Source organism: Paenibacillus sp. J31R30, from assembly GCF_059692115.1.
Genome location: NZ_JCAUAV010000001.1, coordinates 895,312 through 913,813, shown reverse-complemented (window position 1 = coordinate 913,813; position 18,502 = coordinate 895,312). Strand labels below are relative to the sequence as shown.

Annotated in this window: 14 protein-coding genes and 1 other annotated feature (1 of these 15 cut by a window edge); of the genes, 2 read left to right on the top strand and 12 right to left on the bottom strand. The window is 45.5% G+C overall.

Going from position 1 to position 18,502, the window contains the following annotated elements; genetic code table 11:
- Positions 1-33: 33 nt before the first annotated feature.
- From lepA to gpr, 4 genes are all read right to left on the bottom strand, one after another.
- Complete coding sequence (gene lepA, locus AC58QO_RS03205) at positions 34-1,848, bottom strand: translation elongation factor 4 (RefSeq protein ID WP_497263856.1); 1,815 nt, start codon at positions 1,846-1,848, stop codon at positions 34-36.
- Between the two features lie 73 nt (positions 1,849-1,921).
- Positions 1,922-2,329, bottom strand: a complete 408-nt coding sequence (locus AC58QO_RS03200; protein WP_497263855.1) for a DUF3679 domain-containing protein — start codon at positions 2,327-2,329, stop codon at positions 1,922-1,924.
- Between the two features lie 29 nt (positions 2,330-2,358).
- On the bottom strand, positions 2,359-3,588 hold the full coding sequence (spoIIP, locus tag AC58QO_RS03195) for a stage II sporulation protein P (RefSeq protein WP_497263854.1): 1,230 nt from the start codon (positions 3,586-3,588) through the stop codon (positions 2,359-2,361).
- A gap of 226 nt (positions 3,589-3,814) precedes the next feature.
- Positions 3,815-4,813 (bottom strand): GPR endopeptidase, encoded by a 999-nt coding sequence (gpr, locus tag AC58QO_RS03190; RefSeq protein ID WP_497263853.1) that lies wholly within the window; start codon positions 4,811-4,813, stop codon positions 3,815-3,817.
- Between the two features lie 195 nt (positions 4,814-5,008).
- Here gpr and rpsT point away from each other — a divergent pair, with 195 nt between their 5' ends.
- Positions 5,009-5,260, top strand: a complete 252-nt coding sequence (rpsT, locus tag AC58QO_RS03185) for a 30S ribosomal protein S20 (RefSeq protein WP_497263852.1) — start codon at positions 5,009-5,011, stop codon at positions 5,258-5,260.
- Between the two features lie 63 nt (positions 5,261-5,323).
- On the opposite strand, the gene holA is transcribed toward rpsT, so the two are convergent.
- The 7 genes from holA to AC58QO_RS03150 form a co-directional block, all read right to left on the bottom strand.
- The gene (gene holA, locus AC58QO_RS03180; RefSeq protein WP_497263851.1) at positions 5,324-6,343 is read right to left on the bottom strand and encodes a DNA polymerase III subunit delta; all 1,020 of its coding nucleotides are present in this window, start codon (positions 6,341-6,343) and stop codon (positions 5,324-5,326) included.
- Positions 6,344-6,551: 208 nt separating this feature from the next.
- Complete coding sequence (locus AC58QO_RS03175) at positions 6,552-7,772, bottom strand: anti-sigma factor family protein (protein WP_497263850.1); 1,221 nt, start codon at positions 7,770-7,772, stop codon at positions 6,552-6,554.
- The gene (locus tag AC58QO_RS03170; protein ID WP_497254948.1) at positions 7,769-8,317 is read right to left on the bottom strand and encodes an RNA polymerase sigma factor; all 549 of its coding nucleotides are present in this window, start codon (positions 8,315-8,317) and stop codon (positions 7,769-7,771) included. Before AC58QO_RS03170 ends, AC58QO_RS03175 begins: the two co-directional genes overlap by 4 nt.
- 345 nt (positions 8,318-8,662) lie before the next feature.
- Positions 8,663-10,651 carry a methyl-accepting chemotaxis protein gene (locus AC58QO_RS03165; protein WP_497263849.1) on the bottom strand — a complete coding sequence of 663 codons (1,989 nt, stop codon included), beginning with the start codon at positions 10,649-10,651 and terminating at the stop codon, positions 8,663-8,665.
- Positions 10,652-10,832: 181 nt separating this feature from the next.
- The gene (locus AC58QO_RS03160) at positions 10,833-13,487 is read right to left on the bottom strand and encodes a DNA internalization-related competence protein ComEC/Rec2 (protein WP_497263848.1); all 2,655 of its coding nucleotides are present in this window, start codon (positions 13,485-13,487) and stop codon (positions 10,833-10,835) included.
- Positions 13,488-13,602: 115 nt separating this feature from the next.
- Positions 13,603-14,115, bottom strand: a complete 513-nt coding sequence (locus AC58QO_RS03155) for a deoxycytidylate deaminase (protein ID WP_497263847.1) — start codon at positions 14,113-14,115, stop codon at positions 13,603-13,605.
- A gap of 115 nt (positions 14,116-14,230) precedes the next feature.
- Positions 14,231-14,800 carry a ComEA family DNA-binding protein gene (locus tag AC58QO_RS03150; RefSeq protein ID WP_497263846.1) on the bottom strand — a complete coding sequence of 190 codons (570 nt, stop codon included), beginning with the start codon at positions 14,798-14,800 and terminating at the stop codon, positions 14,231-14,233.
- 178 nt (positions 14,801-14,978) lie between these two features.
- On the opposite strand from AC58QO_RS03150, the gene comER reads away from it, so the two are divergent.
- Positions 14,979-15,812, top strand: a complete 834-nt coding sequence (comER, locus tag AC58QO_RS03145) for a late competence protein ComER (RefSeq protein WP_497263845.1) — start codon at positions 14,979-14,981, stop codon at positions 15,810-15,812.
- A gap of 26 nt (positions 15,813-15,838) precedes the next feature.
- Here comER and leuS read toward each other — a convergent pair whose 3' ends face one another.
- A complete protein-coding gene (leuS, locus tag AC58QO_RS03140; protein ID WP_497263844.1) occupies positions 15,839-18,298 on the bottom strand; it encodes a leucine--tRNA ligase in 2,460 nt (819 codons plus the stop codon).
- Between the two features lie 82 nt (positions 18,299-18,380).
- Positions 18,381-18,502: a binding site (T-box leader), on the bottom strand (it continues 122 nt past the right edge of the window).

Below are 18,502 nucleotides of genomic sequence, written 5' to 3'. Positions count from 1 at the left end.
GTACGCTGCCACCCCAGCTTTTCGTTCTAACATCTATTCGTCGATTTTCAGAACAGCCATGAACGCTTCTTGCGGTACTTCTACGCTGCCGACCTGCTTCATGCGTTTCTTACCTTCTTTTTGCTTGTCTAACAATTTACGCTTACGCGAAATGTCACCGCCGTAACACTTGGCAAGTACGTTTTTACGCATTGCTTTAACTGTCTCACGCGCCACAATTTTCTGTCCGATTGCCGCTTGAATTGGCACTTCAAACATTTGCCGCGGGATGAGTTCTTTCAGCTTATCACAAATAATTTTACCACGGTGATAGGCTGTATCTCTGTGAACGATGAAGGAAAGTGCATCCACTTGCTCTGAATTCAGCAAGATATCCATCTTCACGAGATTGGATTTCTTGTAGCCGCTAACTTCATAGTCAAAGGAAGCATAGCCCTTCGTCCGTGATTTCAACATATCGAAGAAATCGTAGACGATCTCTGATAACGGAATTTCATACGTCAATGTTACGCGATTCGTATCCAAGTATTCCATGTTCAAGTATTCTCCGCGCTTGCCTTGGCAAAGCTCCATAATCGTGCCCACATAATCGTTCGGTACGATAACAGATGCTTTCACATATGGTTCTTCAACGAAGTCGATACGCTGCGGATCTGGATAATTGGATGGATTATCAATCTCCATCACATCGCCATTCGTTAATGTAATGCGATAAATAACGCTTGGCGCCGTCGTAATCAACGGAATGTTGAACTCACGCTCGATACGCTCTTGAATGATTTCCATGTGCAGAAGTCCTAAGAATCCGCAACGGAAGCCGAAGCCCAGTGCTGTCGAAGTTTCAGGCTCGAAACGCAAGGAAGCATCGTTCAGTTCAAGCTTTTGCAATGCTTCACGAAGATCGTTGTAATCGGTTGTTTCAATTGGATACAATCCGCAGAATACCATTGGATTGATACGACGGTAACCTGGCAGCGCTTCTGGTGAAGGACGATCTGCTTCCGTTACTGTGTCACCGACACGGGTGTCTCCGACATTTTTGATACCGGCAACGATAAAACCAACATCTCCGACCTCAAGGGAAGGAACCGATGACATTCTTGGTTTGAATGCACCTACTTCAATGACTTCAAACACTTTGCCTGTCGCCATCATTTTAATCTTGGAGCCTGCTTTAATCGCGCCATCTACAACACGCACATACACGATTACGCCTTTGTAGCTGTCGTAATGGGAGTCGAAAATCAAGGCTTTGAGCGGTGCGTCAGGATTACCTTGAGGAGCCGGTACCTTCAAGCAAATTTGTTCAATGATCTCTTTAATACCGATTCCCGCTTTGGCTGATGCATGTACAGCATCACTTGCGTCAAGTCCGATCACGTCTTCGATCTCTTGCTTTACCTTATCCGGGTCCGCGCTTGGTAAATCGATTTTATTAATGACAGGTAATATTTCTAAATTATTTTCGAGTGCCAGATATACGTTTGCTAGTGTTTGAGCCTCAATCCCCTGAGCCGCATCGACAACCAACAGTGCACCTTCACAAGCTGCAAGGCTTCGCGATACCTCATAGGTAAAGTCTACGTGTCCTGGTGTATCAATCAAGTTAAGGATGTAATCTACACCATTGTCAGCGCGGTAAGCCAATCTCACCGCTTGAAGCTTGATGGTAATCCCGCGTTCGCGCTCCAGATCCATCTGGTCGAGAACTTGCTCTTGCATTTCACGTGAAGACAATGCACCTGTATATTCCAGAATGCGATCAGCTAGTGTTGATTTACCGTGATCGATATGAGCGATAATTGAAAAGTTGCGAATTCTTTGTTGTCTTTCTCGAATGTCCGTCATGCTAAAGACTAACCCCCACTACATGCAAATAATTTTCATTATAGCAGTTGTGGGAAGTCGGAGCAATGCACACCTAGCCTTTGCCTAAAACAACATCAAACAAGGAAACAAACAATTTTATGCCATGGTGCGCAGTTATCTGTAAAAGTTCACCCAATTTATTCCCTACTCGATTTAACGAATCATCCTGAATTGCTACTGGATCAGCTTTCTGCTCAGCAGGTTGATTGGCTTTAACGGTCGTATCTTTTGTAGCCTTGTCTTTCACGGCTGGCGTTGGCGTAGGTGTAGCGTTGGCCACCGTTGCAGTTCCTTTACCAGGTGCTTTCGTTGGTACTGATTGCAGGGCAGCTTTGGAGGAAGGCTGAGGACCTTCTATTCGATCCATGCCGCTTGATGCCAGACTGACGCCGAACAAAATACAGAACAGCAACAGTAAACCAAACAAGCCAACTTTGATATAAAAGTGTCTCAGCCTCATCTTCCGTGCCTCCTTAGCTTTATTCGATACTATGATTTCTTAGGTGTTACTGGTGCATCTACTTTTTTCGCGTTCAAAATAACTTCCGAAATCGCTTCGGCCAACCAATCTGTCGTCCGGTAGCATTCCTCTAAGGTATTGTAAGGACCGCCAACCTCTATCAAAATGCTGTTTGGCGAAATGTTTTGATTGTACAAGCCATTGCCCTCGCTTGCTTCTTTCGCATGAATCCCCTTCGATACGCCAGGGTGCTTCTCTTCCAGCACTTGATGAATTTTGCTAGCAAATTCCTCGTTCTTTTTCCAGTTTGGGTTTTTTCCACCAATAATAAAATAGACCTGAGCAACATCCTTGCCATCAATAGTTGCCGTAGTTTTATTCCGCGCTGCAGAGTCCCGATGAATATCGAAAAAGTATTGCAAATCTTTATGTGAAGCGACCGCTTCCTGCAACGTTTTGGCGGAATACTTGTACGAATACGGATATTCAAAACCTTTGACTGTGCTAGGATAAACCGTAGAGGAATGCACAGCGCCTATGCCGTCTCTTTCGAGGTTTTGAGCCAACCGTTGACCAACCGAGATGATATTCACCTTATCACTGTAAGCCTTATCTGGGTCTGTCACACCTTTAAGCTCTGGTAGAAATGACTCATTACTATGTGTTTGATAAATAAAAGCAATATTATCGCCTGCTGTTTTTGGTGGCTGACCAACTGCTGCACTCGGAGTAGGGGCTACGCTGCTAATGGGTGTTGGCTCTACAGATGGAGATGGAAGCGGAGATTTAGCTTCTGCCTCCAAATTACTCGACCCTGGATTCAAATCATAAGGCGCACTCGGATTCGTTTCGCTCCCTCTCACCAAAACCGTTGATTTATTCAAATCCATGCCAGGCACTTCACTTGCGACTAAGCTTTTGGGATCACTCGGATTAATATCCGTCATCATTTGAAAAGCGAAGTGAAACACATTGTGCTGGGAGAAAGTGAACTTTTTCTGATCCTTATTTAAATGAGGGACTTCCATACCCAACATATCGATGAAAAACTGATTCGTGACAGATGCGGCAAGACCTTTCATGGATGAAACCGGCGACGTAGATATTAATCTACTTTGTAGGACGCCACCCAGACCAATAAGTACGAAAAGAGCTAAGGTCGAGGTGCTGAGAACAATAAACGTTTTCCCGACGGAACTGGCGCTCTGAAAGGTTTTGCGAACTTGGCTGAAATTCCATGTGGCTGATGTCCATTTCATAGTTTCCATGCCTCCTAAACTATCTTAATTCAATCTATGAAACGAGCCCGAACGATAGAACTAGTTTCGCTAGCTTTTTTTGACCACAAAAGAATTTACAAGTTTCCGAGATTCGATAGAGGTTTATCATAGAGAAGAAATTAGGAGGATCTTTTAATCTCGGCAGGATGCTGAAACGCAAAAAAAGAACTGCCCCACACCAGTGGGCTCAGTTCTTTCCATGTATTTAATGCGTATAGGCAGCTACGTTATCGACATCTACCGCGTCATGCAGAGCCGCATTCAAGCCGCTGGCAATGATATTCGCGATATCCTCAATAAATTGGTCAATCTCTTTCGGTGTGACGAGCAGATCGTGTCCTACGGGGTTTAACACCTCTTTGACTAGCTGCAACCGCTCATCTTCGTTAATGTTGTCCAGAAGCCCGAAAATTTGACCCGTATTATTCGTTTGACCGCTGAAATGCTTCTGCATCATATCAAAAGCATTATTCACAATTGTAGAAGCATAGACGACTGTCGGAACACCGATAGCAATAACAGGAATACCTAGCTGTTCCTTCGTCAAGCCTTTGCGCTTATTGCCGATGCCTGATCCTGGGTGGATACCCGTATCCGCAATCTGAATAGTTGTATTGACACGATCCAAGGATCTAGAGGCGAGCGCATCGATGGCAATGATGAAATCAGGTTTGGATTTATCTACAATCCCTTGCACAATGTCGCTGCTTTCAATCCCCGTTGTCCCAAGAACACCCGGCGCCACGGCACTAACGGCTCGGTAGCCGGGGCTTACATCTTCAGGCACTAGCTCAAAATAATGTCGTGTCACCATAATATTTTCGACGACAAGAGGACCCAAGGCATCGGGGGTTACATTGCCATTGCCCAGCCCAATAATAAGGGCTTTAGCATTTTTCGGAATACCAACCTGCTTCAGAAACTGCTCAAACTCTTGAGCTAGCTTTGTCGCAACGCGATCTTGAAGCTGGCTGTCTTTCTCCCGCAATGCAGGTACTTCAATGGTTATATAATGTCCAAGCATCTTGCCTAGCGCCTTAGACCCTTCTTCGTTTAGGACGTTAATTTTGGTAACGCGTATGCCGTTCTCCCGTGTAAACTCTTGTTCAATCCCCGGAATCGGCTGTCCCTGATTGGCTGCGTGGACCATATCCCTTGCATCGAGTGCAAGATCCGTTTGTGTGTTAAATGAGCCTAAGTCCATTGGAGCTCCCCTTTCTCACTTGCGCTGTATTGTTTATTGTGTGACAGATTCTGTCCCCTTATGCAAAGAGGAAGACCACTGAAAACCTATTGACAGCTCTTGCATTTTGAAATATTGCGTGGTAGAATACTTAAAGTTGTCAGCAAACATACAAATGTAACGTTGAACGTGTTTTGTAAGTAGGAGGTGAATTTCATGCCAAACATTAAATCCGCTATTAAACGAGTAAAAGTTAGCGAAAAACGCCGTCTTCGTAATGCTTCCCAAAAGTCCGCTCTGCGTACTGCTGTAAAAGCTTTCGAAACAGCTGTAAGCCCAGAAGCTCTAATTAACGCTTCCAAGAAATTAGATAAAGCAGCTTCTAAAGGTTTAATCCATAAAAATGCCGCTAACCGCAAGAAGTCCCGTCTAGCTAAAAAGCTAAACGCTCTTTCGGCTCAAGCGTAATACACGGACATAAAGCAAAAGACTAATCCTCCTTGGAGAATTAGTCTTTTTTCATTTCACTTCCTAGGCAGCCAGCCTAAGAAGGAACAATTCCAATCCTAATACCTTATCGATTTTCCCTGTCTTCATTTGCAAATCGAGATCAGCCAGCTCGCCCATAATCCGGCTCAGCTTCTCCCCATCGTATTTCCGCGCTTGCCCTTCCGCCACTTTGACCGCAAAAGGATGCAAACCGATCTGTGAAGCCATCTGCTGCTGCGAGTAGCCTTGTTTCCCAAGCTCTTTGACCTGCAGCATGATTCGGAACTGTCTGGCTATGAGCGAAGCAATTTTGATCGGCTCCTCACGCTGCTTCAAGAGCTCCTCTAAAATCACGAATGCCCGCTCTAATCGCACATTCACGATATCTTCAATAAGGATGAATACGTTTTGTTCTGTGCTCCGTGCGACCAATTGATCAATAATGTCTGGCGTCGCTTCACCAGCGGCTCCAACATACAATGAAATCTTCTCTAATTCAGCTGATAATGATTGCAAGTTTCCGCTGGTGTACAGAATCAATTGATCTGCTGCGCCGCCAGAGAACGTAAAACCTAGCGTACTCGCTTGTTTGGCTACCCATTGGGTCAATTCCTCAGGGCTCAAGGAAAGGAACGGCACAGCGGCTTCCATGTCTTTCAACGCTTTGACTATCTTCTTACGCTCGTCCAATTTATCCGCATCCACTGTGAAAACAACAACGGTATGCTCCGCGGGTGACTTTAAATAGGCAGTCAAGCGATCCAAATTGTGCTCCAGCTTCGTATTTTCCTTTGCCCCTGTGAAAAACAAAGCATTTTTGGCAATGACTAGCTTCTTTGGCACCATGAAAGGCAAGGTCTCCGCATCGTCTAGCGCAGATGAAAGCGGCATTTCACTCAAGTCGAATTTGCTCACAGCAAACTCCCGGTCTTCAGGACCCATTAATGAATCTGTTAAAATTTGAATAAATTCGCGCATTTTATATTTCTCAGGGCCGTAACACAAATACACGGGTGCTTGGCGGCCTGCTTGTATATCTTTTAATGCTCGTTTCGCATCCATCGCTGGCATTCACCCCTCACGTACATTTTACCAACAACAAAGGGATTACGTCAAAGTCCGAAGACCTTGAAGCAATCCCTTTGCCAGTCTATTTAAACACCGATTTAAGGCTCTAGAAACCTTAGCTCGTGTGGATGAATGAACTGTTCCTTGTTCCATAAGTTAGTTTACGCATTCACAGCTCTATTGGTGCATACAAATCTTACTTTTATTTATTGGCTTCTGTTTTCTCATTCACATCGATAAGAATAGTCTGTAACGTTCCCTTACTAATGACCTCATAAAACAGCTTGTCATCCTTCGACCATTCCAGCAGCCTTATTTGATCATCTGTCTGCCAAAATTGCTTGGAAGCAAATACAATCTCATGTGTAAGGCTATTCCGAATCACAACATGAGACTCTTCAACCGTAGCCTCATATTTACCTGTTGTAGACTTCAGCATTGCGTCAACATGCGGCGTGGAAGAAGAGAAAATACCTTGTGTACCACTTATACGTTCTGTACTTGAAGGATCTACAGAAGCAGCAGGAGTGGTTTTCTTCGTTGGTGACTCCGTCGTCTTCGGTTCTAAAGATGATTGGGGTACGGATAAGCCTGCCGCAGGGGTAAATGCACCCGCATTCGGATCATCTTTATCCGATTTCGAAGGGGAAGTACCTCCATCATCCAGCTTTGCAGGAGCCGTAGTTGATGGAGAAGCTTGCCTATCCAACGAATCGCTTCCGCCTGCTGGTGAACTGTATGCACCTGGGCTCTCAAGCATCGCATCGGTGGTAGCTCTCGGCATGATTCCACTGCCTACTGATGTATCAGCAGGGTTAGGAGTACCTTTGGCAAATAAGTCTGTTGTTGGCGCAATAGGAGCACCTTCGTTATTCGTTGCGTTTACCTGATTTTTAGTTATCTCTTTGTTTCCTTGGTTCAACTCTGAAGCTGCAGTCGCTTGCTTCTCGGACGCGCTTTTCGAGTCAGAGCTTGTATGTGACAACAATCCATCTGCATTATCGAGAACGTTATTTTGCATATTAAAAGCAAAGAATCCTATAATCAATCCCGCGGCCACGACGCCGCTTGCGAATTTCCAAGAGAACTGTTCTCTCAATCGGTTCTTCCGTGAGAACTTAGGCTCTTCTGCTGAATCCGTTCTAGCAGCAATTGGAGAGAAGGCAACGATATTGTCCATCTTTGGCATCTCTGATTGTTTATCCAATTCAAGCAATTGCGGCATTATGGCATCAACCAAACTGAAAGGCGGTTTAACCTTAGGAAGCTGGGACAATTCGTTCGACAGTGCTTGCAGACGTTCAAACATCTGGGCGCAGTCCAAACAATGCACTAGGTGAGCATGCAGCTCATCTTCCTCATTTGGAGCTAAATCTCCATCTAGCTGTCTTTGCATGTACATCATCACCTCTTGACATTTCATCCCCGAACACCTCCTTTCTGATAATCTTGGAGTAGCGACTGTAAGGTGTGTCTAGCTCGGAATAAGTAAGACTTCACCGTATTGAGTGGTAAATTGAGCGATTCTGCAATTTCATGATACGAAAAGTCCTGCAAATAACGAAGGACAACCACAGTGCGATGGTGTTCGGGAAGCTTATCGATTGCTTCTCTAATATCCTGAGCTAGGTAGCCCGTCAATATTTCTTGTTCAACATTATTATCAGCTGTAAATGTCATCTCATGCTCATCCATTGAAACCGTTGGCTTTGCTCTGCGAAATTTATCGATGCAGATGTTCGTAACAATCCGCTGCACCCACGTTTTGAACAAGGCTTTTTCTTCGTAGGAATTAATTTTGGTATAAATCCGAAGAAGTGCTTCTTGCGAAGCATCAAGCGCATCCTGTTCATTATTCAAAATATAAAAAGCCGTCCGATAAACGTGAGACTCAATCTCTCGCAATAGGGTAATGAGCGCATCACGGTCACCGGCTTGTGCTGATTTTACCAGTTCGGGTGCTATCACTGGGATCCCTCCCCCTTGCAATCTTACTGACGCACTTGCATCTCATAAGGTTGCAATCTTTTTAGAATAAATATAATGGTAGCTTGCATCTATCAGAATAACAAATAATGAGCGATATAACACCTTTTAGACGTGAAAAATATAAATTTGTTTCAAAATAGTTGAAAATTTACAAAGAAAAGCCTTAGAAGAACACACCCATTAGGGAATGCTGCCACTAAGACCAATTTCTAGCAACTTTTAAACTTTAAATTTAGATAAGGAATTTTGAAGTGCATGCGAAAGCTGCTCTAGTTTTGAGGACAATCCTACTAATCCATCACTAATACGCAATTGCTCCGAGCTTTAGGCTGCTACTTGTTCGGAAGTTGCCAACGATTGCTGGGAAACGGCACTTACGTTCATCATGGCATCACTAAGCACGATCTGTGATTCTTCGAGCTTTAACACCGTTTGACTAACAGCTCCTAGTTGTGAAATAAAGCTCCCCATGCGCTCTTGCACCTGTTTGAACAGTAAATCTGCCTCTTTGACGGAATGAATTTGCTCTTGGAAAATCGGATACGCTTCCGATAATACCCACACGGTGTCCTCAATTTCTTTCTGAATCGTTTCCGTAATTTGTCCGACATAATCAATCGATTGCTTCGACTGATCCGCTAACTTGCGAATTTCGTCTGCCACGACCATAAACCCTTTGCCTGCGCTGCCTGCCCTCGCTGCTTCAATTGTTGCGTTGAGTGAGAGAATATTCGTCTGTTTCGTCATTCCGCTTAAAATATCAAGCACTTTGCGAATCGATTGCGTGCTGTCTTTCAGCTTATCAACCTTATTCACCATCGTATGGGTCATCTCTTCAGTTACATTCGTTTTGGCGATAAGCTCTTCCATATATCGAATACCAGAGAGGCTTGAATGCTGTACTTCCTCAGCTGATGCGCCCATTTCCTGATTAGCTTGCACAACACTCGCAATTTGCCCGCCAATATGAATCGTTAATTCATTCCCCCGCTCTGCTTGCATAACTAACCCCGCCGCACCGCCAGAAATTTCGGTCGTTGCGACAGCGATTTCTTTGGCTGCAGCTGCCGTATGCTGCGAAGAACTGGAGATTGCTCCTGCCGTCTGCAGTACTTCCTCTGAGGAGAGATTCGTTTGTTTGAAAAGCTCTGTGATTTGCTGCATCATTGTATCAAAGCTATTGCCTAATTGACCTATCTCATCTCTGGATGTAGTCAGAACACGAATGCGCAGGTCACCGCCAGCTCCACCCTCCATTAAATTGCGAATATGCCCCAGCGGCTTACCGATCATTCTCGCAACGAAATAGCCAATACCCGCGGCAATGACGAAAGCACAGAGAGCAACAATGATCGTCAAATTATAGATGGAACTCATATCTTTCGTAAGGTCCTTCATAGGTATGGTACCTATCGTGAACCAATCTGTGATCGTCGACTTGGAGAAAACAATTTGCTTCGTGCCATCCTCCGACAAAATAAAATCAGTTGGTTTTGAATTGTTATCTACTTTATAGGTTGATTTAGTTCCCATCTCGGCCGCATCCTGACTGTATATGACCACACCAGAACCATCGATCACTTGAATAGAGCCTGTATCCCCCATTTTAATATGCTCAAGCTGTTTCTTAACAACATCCAGGTTAATGTCAAAAAGCGCAATGAAAACCTCATCCGATTTGGCCTGATGAATGACACTGCCAACAGAAATGACTGGGTTTAGGAGACGGTTTTCCTTTAATTTGGTTGAAAACCAAACGGGTTCACCATCTTTTTCAATGATACTCTTAAACCAGTCTTGATCCGCGTAATTTTTATCCGACATCGAACTCGTTTTCGTTTGGATGATATCTCCAGATTTCGTAAATATCTCAATCGACTGGATATTGTCATTGGCATGAAAATAGTTAGATATCGTCGTATCCAGTAAAGAGAGGTTCGCCAGATTAGCCGTAGAGTCCTTCGTTAGCTTAGTTGCATTGGAGACCTGCCCTTGTAGCAAGTCATCCATAACTAGCTGAAGTGTAAATTTTTCAAATATGTCATATATAAAATCGAGTTTCTGTCCTGCCTGCTCAATCGTTTGTAACGAAGCATCGCCGACCTTTTTTTGCATCACGTTTTTGGAGATTTGATACGAGGCAATCCCCATAAAGAGGACCAGGAACAAACTACTGACAATAATGGTGACGCTTAACTTCACGCCAACTGATCGAAACCCCGTCTTGGAATCCTGCCTTTGGGGGACATCATGGCTCGGTTTAGCTTGTTGGGAAGACGTCATTTGGAGCAAATTCGAGGGGTTTTTCTTCATATTTTCTCCACCGCCATGTCGTTTTATGTATTTTTTCAATCATATCTTTTTACAATTTCGACATATATGTTCAAAACCATTTCAATAAATGATTATTTCAATCAAAATTTTGCGAAAAATATTCCCAATGACCTATATTTATAAGTCTCTAGCCTCTATCTACGAAAAATACCCCAGCTTACTAGTTCATTAGCTTCATTCTCGTAAAAATCCCTTCCTTCCGCACCTCCATTTGCACTTCACCCATCCGATCTGTGCGTAGAATCCCCACTTTCGCATTGGCTAAATGATCCATAACTTCTGGCGAAGGATGGCCGTATGTATTCATCGCACCCACCGAAATAACGGCCACAGCTGGATTCCAATAGGCCAACCACTCTGGTGTCGTAGAGGTTTTGCTGCCATGGTGAGCAACTTTAAGAACATCGATTTTGTGCTCCGTGGTGGTGGAGGTGTGTGTTTTGGTGACGGGGGAAGACGTAGAGGATGAAGATGATGATGAAGCAACTGAAGAAGAAAAAGAAGAAGATGTATTCAAAAACTTGTTATCACTTGCTATTAATTCGGGATGATCACGTAAATAATCAAGCACAACAGCTTCGGATGCTTTCTCCATATCCCCCGTAAACAGCCAACGGGTCCCTTGCATCTCGAGCAAGAATACGACCGATCTCGCATTCTGCTCTTTGACAATTTCAATCGCGGACTCATTCGTTTCCAGCGGATACAGAACCTGTAATCTCGTAAGTGGATCAATGTCGATCCAATCTCCTACTTCTGCTGGTAATAAGGGAACTCGCTTTTGCAAAAGTGTGTGAAACATCGTCGTCATGCTGCTGTTTTCCTTGAATGTCCCGTTAAAAAGGAATTGCTTCACAGGAATTTGTTCCAGAACTGCCTGTAACCCGCCACTGTGGTCGGCATCCTCATGAGTAAGTACAACAAGATCCAAGTGATGTATCCCCCGTTTTTTCAGGAGAGGAACAAGCAGCTTTTGCCCCACCTCATAAGGATCCTTGCGGATTTTCCATTCATCACCCGGTTTACGAAACGTGAGTGTCCCTCCTCCATCTACTAAAATGTGACGACCATAGGGGGTACGGATCAGAATGGCGTCACCTTGCCCAACATCAATAAACTGGACTAAACCTGTCCGTTGAAAGCGGTTAGGCGAATAACCGATCCATAAGAGCAAAAGAAAACTGCCAATTACAAGTAATAAACCAAACTTTACACTTATTTTCTTTGTGCTTTTCCTGCTGTTCGAGTCTAACATAATGGGAAGCTCATCCGAAGAGCTTTGGTGACTGCGATGCCAGCGTATATAAATGAGAACAAGGAAAGCGTAATAGAAATAGATCCACGGTATGCTTGGGGATGGCCAAATCATTTTGAGATGAGGAATCTGCTGAAGTTGATCCGTTATCCAAAATATAGCTTGATTCAACCAAGCGATCAGCGTGCCTAATCTTTGACCTAAGGGGATGAAGAGCAAACCAAATACTAGCGCAACCAAACCTGCAGGAAAAACGATCATGCTGATAACGGGAACTAGCACGGCATTGGCTAACCAAGACAACAACGAAAATTGATTAAAATAATAAATCGAGACTGGGAAGGAGACGGCTTGCGAGACTAGCGTGATGGCGAAGGTGTTTCGGAGGGTCGGCGATATCAGGTAAGGGGAAAGCAATTCACTTACTCTTTGTACACCAAGGATGAGTCCCAGTGTGACTAAGAATGATAGTTGGAAGCTTACATCAAGTAAAAAATAAGGATCCCAAAGCAGCATCGCCCATGCTGCGGCAGCAAGTATGTGAAGGACCTCTTTCATTCCTCCACGCCGAGCTGCGTACAGAGCAATCATCGACATGAGGCCGGCTCTCACAATAGACGGGGAAGCGCCCGTGACTAGCACGTAGAATGGAAGCAGACACATGCAGATGAGCAGATAGGTTTCTTTGGCCATTTTGAAGCGGCGCATAATCCAAATGCACACACCTAGAAACACAGCAATATTTAACCCTGAGATGGCTAAAATATGAGTCAGCCCCAGCTCCGAAAATTGCTGGAAGCGTTCCGGATCCAGATCGTCTGTCAAGCCGATCAACATGCTCTTCATGAATCCCGCTTGCGATGCGGGAAAGATCACGTCCATCCGCCTGCTGAGCGCTGCGCGCAGCTCGTCGTTCCAGCGCAGCAGCTGGACGACGCTAAGGCGCGCAGCCGCAGGCTGCACCTGCGCCTGATCCACCCCTTTGGCTGAGAGCAGCCAATGGGTGTGGTGAAGGCGCAAGTATCGGCGGTAGTCGAAGCCGCCGAAGTTGCGGGCCAGGGACGGGCTGCGCAGCGTCCCCGTTATCGTCAGGGCGTCGCCTCGGCGCCAGCCCGACGCGATCGTCTGCTGCGCCTGCTCCATCAGGCGCAGCGAGACCTGCACGCTTTCCCCGCCCAGCGGGAAAGCGGTGTTGTCTTGGAAGCGGACGGACTCCGCTTCCATGGTGAAGCTAGCCCTGTCACCGTCAATGGTGACAGGGCTAGCCAAATGGCCGAGCAGCGTAGCCTCGCTGCCGTCAGGGCTTACCTGCTGCTGCTGCGCCAGCGGCAGGGCAGTGATGTTGCGCTGGTCGGTCCCTTGATAATAGCCGTAGGCTATTACGACCAGCAACAGTGCGCCCAGCGGCTGCCGGCCAGGCAGGCGCAGCGCGTAGAGGATGACGAGCGCGGCTAGCAGCAGCGCGCTCGTCATCCAGGACAGCCAAGGGAGCTCCGTGTAAATCGCGAGCACATAACCACTTATCCACAGACAGCATCCTTGAACAACTGGTCTTTTCATGGTAGGGGATCTCTCCTTTTTTATATGTGAATGTTGTCATAATACAAAGAACCTCCCCCTATCGCACCCCAAAGGCTGCTTCTAGAGAGAGGTTCTTCCTCTCAAAAACTGCTATTTAGTTAACAACCTCAGAAACTGTGCCTGATGGTGGTTCATATCCGCTCATTTGACGGAACGAAATTCCTCTAGTTCCCATCAACTGGCTAACCTTCTCATGATCCTTCGGATACCCACGATGAAACACAATTTCAGTCACTCCGCTATTCGCTAACATGTTCGCACAAGTCCAGCAAGGTTGATCAGTCACATAAACTGTGGAACCCTCGCGATCCTCGCGGTCGGTAAACAGCAGCAGGTTCTGCTCAGCATGAATCGTACGTATACACCGATGCTTACGTACGACTTCCTCTACATCGTCAACGACTTTCAGCTCAATTTCTTCCACGAGCATGCAGCCGGCTTCCGTGCAATCCGGCACGCCCATCGGAGCCCCGTTATATGCGGTACCGAGCAGCTTTTTCCCTTGTACAAGCACGGCTCCAACATGTCTGCGATTACAACGCGAGCGTGTGGAGGCCATATAAGCGATATCTAGAAAATACGTATCCCAATCTTTCCGTATGCTCATGATGATTGACTCCCTCCTGATGACTCGGTTTTTCATTACCTATTTTCAAGACCAAAACTATTTCTAGTATTTTCTCATATTTCGATAGAAATGAAAAGATATGTTAGGTCATAGGCTAGGACGGAGCTACAAACAAGTGTCCCTTCAGCTTCTCTAACATTTTCTCACCAATCCCCTTTACATCCATGAGTTCTTCAATTCGCTTGAAGCGCCCCTTCTTCGTACGGTACTCAAGAATGGCTTTTGCCTTACTTTCACCAATCCCTGGCAGCTTATCTAACTGTTCGAATGTAGCGGTGTTCAAATCGATAAGTCCATTAACCTTTTCAAGCAATGGGGGTGCAGCTTTGGGAGTGGGTTCAGGGCTAGTGTTGTTTGTTCCTGTAGTGCTAGACAGCGTGGATAGAGTCTCTGAAGAGGAGGTTGCTTCTTCTGAATTTGTCGCCTTCGTTGGAGACGACTTTGACGTTGTCGCAGTCGAACTAGCCTTTGGCGTTACGGACGCTTTTACTGTAGGAACTGACTCAGTCTTGCTACTTCCCTCTTTTTTCTCATTGGCCTCTTGCGTGAGTAACTCTTCCATCTGTGTATTGATCGGCATGAAGGCCGTTTGAATGGTCGATTGTCCCCCGCGGAGAAAGGGCCACACCACCCAAACAAAAAGAGAGACAACTCCAAGGATCAACAAAATTCTCTTGATTCTATTTCCAAATAAATCCACAGACTACCTTCTTTCTTTGCATATTTGCAAATGAGCGACCATATACATGAAAAAGCGTCCCAATGACTACTCGACTAGTGTGCGACCGCGTTTATAGGTTGGTTTTCGTATAAAGACTGATTTTTTCGGGAGGGATCACTTGATGAAAGCTGGATTCATCGGTACTGGGAGTATGGGAAGTATTCTGATTGAAGCATTCATTCATTCCGGGGCATTCAATCCCGAGCAAATTATCGCTAGCAATCGAACCTTGCGTAAAGTAGAACTACTTGCGGAGAACTATCCTGGCTTGCAGGTGGCAGAAACGAATCGTGAAGTCGTGCGTGGAAGTGATTTAATTTTCCTATGTGTGAAACCATCTGAATTCAAAAAGGTTATTGATGAAATCAAAGAGGACGTGCTTCCCTCTCAATTTATAATATCCATAACGAGCCCTATTCTCATTAAACATCTGGAAGGTCTTTTACCTGCTAAAATAAGTAAAATTATCCCAAGTATTACGAACTATGTGTTAAGCGGTGCGACGTTATGTATTCATGGGAATCGTATGCAGCCTGAAGATAAAGAATGGCTTGAAAATATTTTCACTCACATTTCTACTCCAATTCGTGTGTCGGAGAATTACACAAGGATTTCATCTGATTTATCGAGCTGTGGTCCTGCTTTTCTCGCAAGCTTCATTCAAGCATTTATTGATGCGGCTGTGGAAGAAACGGGTATTTCTGCTGAGGAGGCCACACTTCTGGCCAGTGAAATGACGTTAGGTACTGGAAAGCTGCTTACAACGGGCGGCTTCAACCCCATTAGCTTGCAAAAGCGAGTATCTGTTCCTGGTGGTATTACGGCGGAAGGCTTGCGGATTTTGGAAAAGGAGCTATGCGGAGTTTTCTCTCAGGTTATTCGTGCCACTCATGCCAAATATGAAGAAGACATTGAGAAGGCTGAGCTGCTCTTTCCTTTGAAACAACAGCAATAGCCTTCTCAACGCATAATTCTTTGAACTTATCCTACAACGATATTGACTAATTTACCCTTCACAACAATCAATTTGCGAACGGCCTTTCCGGCGGTCGCTTCTTTGACTTTGTCGAGTTCGAAAGCCATTTTCTCCATGGCAGCTTCATCTGTATCCTTGGAAATCATGACGCGGTCAACGATCTTACCATTGATCTGGACGACGATTTCAACTTCATTATCTACAGTCCAAGCTTCATCATAAGTTGGCCATACTTCGTATGTGATGGATTCCACGCCGCCTAGCTTCTCCCAAAGCTCTTCCGCTAAGTGAGGCGCGATTGGGGATAGCATTTGTACGAAGTTTTTCATCGCTTCCAAAGGTAGACGCTCTGTTTTGTAAGCCTCGTTGACGAAAATCATCATTTGGCTAATCGCTGTGTTGAAACGAAGCGCATCGAAATCTTCGGTGATTTTTTTGATCGAGCGGTGCCACGTACGTTTGAATGAATCGCTCCCTAGCGTTTCATCCGCACTGATTTTGGAGTGAACTTGACCGTTGTCATCAACGAACAGTCTCCATACGCGATTCAAGAAACGATAGATCCCGTCTACGCCCGTTGTATTCCACGGTTTGGTCGCTTCCAACGGCCCCATGAACATTTCATAAATGCGCAGTGTATCCGCGCCTTGATCGCTCACGATGTCATCTGGATTTACTACATTGCCGCGTGATTTACTCATTTTCTCCATGTTCTCGCCAAGAATCATCCCTTGGTTAACAAGCTTATGGAACGGCTCTTTCGTATGAACAAAGCCTAGATCGTAAAGCACTTTATGCCAGAAACGCGCATATAGCAAGTGAAGAACCGCGTGCTCCGCTCCGCCAATGTAAAGATCTACTGGCAGCCATTGCTTTTGCAGCTCATCCGAGCAGAAAGCTTGATCATTCTTCGGATCGATGAAGCGCAGATAATACCAGCAGCTTCCCGCCCATTGTGGCATTGTGTTCGTTTCACGACGAGCTTTCATACCTGTTTCCGGATCAATTGTATTTACCCACTCGGATACGTTAGCAAGCGGTGACTCGCCTGTACCTGATGGTTTAATTTCATCTACTTGTGGAAGCAATAGTGGCAATTGATCCACAGGAACTGGCTTCATCGTGCCATCTTCAAGGTGAAGAATTGGAATCGGCTCACCCCAGTAACGTTGACGGCTGAACAGCCAATCTCTCAAACGATACGTTACTTTGCCGCGGCCTTTGCCATTTTGCTCCAACCAAGTGATCATATGGCTGATGCCTTGCTCAATGTTCAATCCATCGATTGGACCGGAATTCAAATGCTTGCCATCGCCAGCGTAAGCTTCCTTCTCCACATCTCCGCCTTGAACAACTTCAATAATCGGCAAGTCAAATTGCTTCGCAAATTCCCAGTCACGTTGATCGTGCCCTGGAACCGCCATGATTGCCCCTGTACCATAACCGCCAAGGACATAATCAGCGATCCAAATCGGCACTTTCGTGTCATTGACCGGATTAATTGCATAAGCCCCTGTGAACACGCCGGATTTGTCTTTCGCCAAATCTGTACGCTCCAAGTCACTTTTGCGTGAAGCTTTCTCTTGGTATTCTTTGATCGCAGCTGATTGCGCTTCTGTTGTAATCTGCGCTACAAGTTCATGCTCAGGCGCCAATACGCAATAAGTTGCTCCGAACAATGTGTCTGGACGCGTTGTGAAAACTGTTAGGCTCTTCTCAGCATGGCCTTCGATCGCGAACTGAACCTCAGCTCCTGTTGATTTTCCAATCCAGTTACGCTGCATATCCTTAATGCTTTCGGACCAATCCAATTCCTCAAGATCTTCAAGTAAACGCTCCGCATACTCCGTAATTTTCAAAATCCACTGACGCATCGGCTTCCGAATAACCGGGTGGTTACCACGTTCGCTCAATCCATCGATGACTTCTTCATTAGCCAAAACCGTACCTAGCGCAGGACACCAGTTAACTGGCACTTCATCTACGTAGGCAAGCCCTTTATTGTAGAGCTGGATGAAAATCCACTGTGTCCATTTGTAGTACTCTGGATCCGTTGTACTGATCTCCCGATCCCAGTCGTAAGAGAAACCAAGTGATTTGATTTGACGGCGGAACGTATCAATATTTTTCTTCGTAAATTCACGCGGGTCATTTCCTGTATCTAGTGCATATTGCTCAGCAGGAAGACCGAACGCGTCCCAACCCATCGGGTGAAGGACATTAAAGCCTCTCATCCGTTTGAAACGGGAAACGATATCGGTTGCTGTGTAGCCTTCAGGATGCCCTACGTGCAACCCTGCGCCTGATGGGTATGGAAACATATCCAACGCATAAAATTTCGGTTTATCCGAATTTTCTAGTACTTTAAATGTTTTCTTAGCATCCCAATACGCCTGCCACTTAGGTTCAATAGCTTGCGGATTATAGCCTTGTTGTTCTTTCGTTTCTTTCAATTCCTGTGTCATGACCTTCCATGCCTCCTTAAGTTGCTCTTTCGCTCATGTATGCAAATACGCACAAAAAAACCTCACATCGCTAGCGGATATCGCTAGGGACGAGAGGTATAATTCCCGTGGTACCACCCTAGTTAACACAAGGCGTTCTTCACCTGTGTTCACTCTGCCCCTTAACGCGGGTGAGACGATCCAGCTAGCGCTTCTGATCCGAGA

Excerpts from the sequence above, each read along its gene's own strand:
- lepA (WP_497263856.1), bottom strand. The coding sequence starts at position 1,848 with ATGACGGACATTCGAGAAAGACAACAAAGAATTCGCAACTTTTCAATT.
- comER (WP_497263845.1), top strand. The coding sequence starts at position 14,979 with ATGAAAGCTGGATTCATCGGTACTGGGAGTATGGGAAGTATTCTGATT.
- AC58QO_RS03155 (WP_497263847.1), bottom strand. The coding sequence starts at position 14,115 with ATGAGCATACGGAAAGATTGGGATACGTATTTTCTAGATATCGCTTAT.
- AC58QO_RS03165 (WP_497263849.1), bottom strand. The coding sequence starts at position 10,651 with ATGAAGAAAAACCCCTCGAATTTGCTCCAAATGACGTCTTCCCAACAA.
- gpr (WP_497263853.1), bottom strand. The coding sequence starts at position 4,813 with ATGGACTTAGGCTCATTTAACACACAAACGGATCTTGCACTCGATGCA.
- AC58QO_RS03175 (WP_497263850.1), bottom strand. The coding sequence starts at position 7,772 with ATGAAATGTCAAGAGGTGATGATGTACATGCAAAGACAGCTAGATGGA.
- rpsT (WP_497263852.1), top strand. The coding sequence starts at position 5,009 with ATGCCAAACATTAAATCCGCTATTAAACGAGTAAAAGTTAGCGAAAAA.
- AC58QO_RS03160 (WP_497263848.1), bottom strand. The coding sequence starts at position 13,487 with ATGAAAAGACCAGTTGTTCAAGGATGCTGTCTGTGGATAAGTGGTTAT.
- leuS (WP_497263844.1), bottom strand. The coding sequence starts at position 18,298 with ATGACACAGGAATTGAAAGAAACGAAAGAACAACAAGGCTATAATCCG.
- holA (WP_497263851.1), bottom strand. The coding sequence starts at position 6,343 with ATGGATGCGAAACGAGCATTAAAAGATATACAAGCAGGCCGCCAAGCA.
- spoIIP (WP_497263854.1), bottom strand. The coding sequence starts at position 3,588 with ATGAAATGGACATCAGCCACATGGAATTTCAGCCAAGTTCGCAAAACC.
- AC58QO_RS03200 (WP_497263855.1), bottom strand. The coding sequence starts at position 2,329 with ATGAGGCTGAGACACTTTTATATCAAAGTTGGCTTGTTTGGTTTACTG.